This window comes from Lactobacillus acetotolerans DSM 20749 = JCM 3825 (genome assembly GCF_001436775.1).
GTDB classification, from domain to species: domain Bacteria; phylum Bacillota; class Bacilli; order Lactobacillales; family Lactobacillaceae; genus Lactobacillus; species Lactobacillus acetotolerans.
This window is the reverse complement of sequence record NZ_AYZC01000080.1, coordinates 1-1,911: the sequence shown is the minus strand read 5'-3', so window position 1 is coordinate 1,911 and position 1,911 is coordinate 1. Positions and strand designations below refer to the sequence as shown.

The following is a 1,911-nucleotide window of genomic DNA, read 5'->3' as shown; positions in this document are numbered from 1 at the left end:
GTTGTCTGTTAAAGGGGCAACGAGGTAGTACCTTGAAAACTGAACAAAGTTTCGCTAAAAGTGTGCGGGTGTAAGAACCCAAACAAAAGCGAAGTCAATTTCGCAAGCAATAAATCCGAGATAAAAAAATCTTGGAAACGAATGAGCAAACATTCAAACAAACATATTAACATGAGAGTTTGATCCTGGCTCAGGACGAACGCTGGCGGCGTGCCTAATACATGCAAGTCGAGCGAGCCGAACTAATTGATTACCTTCGGGTATGAAGTTAGGGAAGCGAGCGGCGGATGGGTGAGTAACACGTGGGTAACCTACCCTATAGTCTGGGATACCACTTGGAAACAGGTGCTAATACCGGATAAAAGGAGAGATCACATGATTTCTTTTTGAAAGGCGGCGTAAGCTGTCGCTAAAGGATGGACCCGCGGTGCATTAGCTAGTTGGTAAGGTAACGGCTTACCAAGGCAACGATGCATAGCCGAGTTGAGAGACTGATCGGCCACATTGGGACTGAGACACGGCCCAAACTCCTACGGGAGGCAGCAGTAGGGAATCTTCCACAATGGACGCAAGTCTGATGGAGCAACGCCGCGTGAGTGAAGAAGGTTTTCGGATCGTAAAGCTCTGTTGTTGGTGAAGAAAGATAGTGAGAGTAACTGCTCATTATTTGCCGGTAATCAACCAGAAAGTCACGGCTAACTACGTGCCAGCAGCCGCGGTAATACGTAGGTGGCAAGCGTTGTCCGGATTTATTGGGCGTAAAGCGAGCGCAGGCGGAAAGATAAGTCAGATGTGAAAGCCCTCGGCTTAACCGAGGAATAGCATCGGAAACTGTCTTTCTTGAGTGCAGAAGAGGAGAGTGGAACTCCATGTGTAGCGGTGGAATGCGTAGATATATGGAAGAACACCAGTGGCGAAGGCGGCTCTCTGGTCTGTAACTGACGCTGAGGCTCGAAAGCATGGGTAGCGAACAGGATTAGATACCCTGGTAGTCCATGCTGTAAACGATGAGTGCTAAGTGTTGGGAGGTTTCCGCCTCTCAGTGCTGCAGCTAACGCATTAAGCACTCCGCCTGGGGAGTACGACCGCAAGGTCAAAACTCAAAGGAATTGACGGGGGCCCGCACAAGCGGTGGAGCATGTGGTTTAATTCGAAGCAACGCGAAGAACCTTACCAGGTCTTGACATCTAGTGCCAACCTAAGAGATTAGGCGTTCCCTTCGGGGACACTAAGACAGGTGGTGCATGGCTGTCGTCAGCTCGTGTCGTGAGATGTTGGGTTAAGTCCCGCAACGAGCGCAACCCTTATTATTAGTTGCCAGCATTAAGTTGGGCACTCTAATGAGACTGCCGGTGACAAACCGGAGGAAGGTGGGGATGACGTCAAGTCATCATGCCCCTTATGACCTGGGCTACACACGTGCTACAATGGGCAGTACAACGAGGAGCGAACTTGTGAAGGCAAGCGAATCTCTGAAAGCTGTTCTCAGTTCGGACTGTAGGCTGCAACTCGCCTACACGAAGCTGGAATCGCTAGTAATCGCGGATCAGCACGCCGCGGTGAATACGTTCCCGGGCCTTGTACACACCGCCCGTCACACCATGAGAGTTTGTAACACCCAAAGCCGGCCGGATAACCTAGTTTACTAGGAGTCAGCCGTCTAAGGTGGGACAAATGATTAGGGTGAAGTCGTAACAAGGTAGCCGTAGGAGAACCTGCGGCTGGATCACCTCCTTTCTAAGGAAAAAAAGCGAAGCTGACGGAGAGTAGGAGACTACTAAGAGAAGTCAGTGAAGCAAACGGAAGCACACGAAAGAAACTTTGTTTAGTTTTGAGGGTAGTACCTCAAGAAAAGTTAGTACATTGAAAACTGAATATAATCCAAATAAAAACCGAGACAATCATTGAAGA

At 49.3% G+C, this 1,911-nt stretch carries 1 rRNA gene; it reads left to right on the top strand.

The features are described 5' to 3' along the window. Positions 1-167 precede the first annotated feature (167 nt). Positions 168-1,737: ribosomal RNA gene (locus FC77_RS07520) — 16S ribosomal RNA — on the top strand. Positions 1,738-1,911 lie beyond the last annotated feature (174 nt).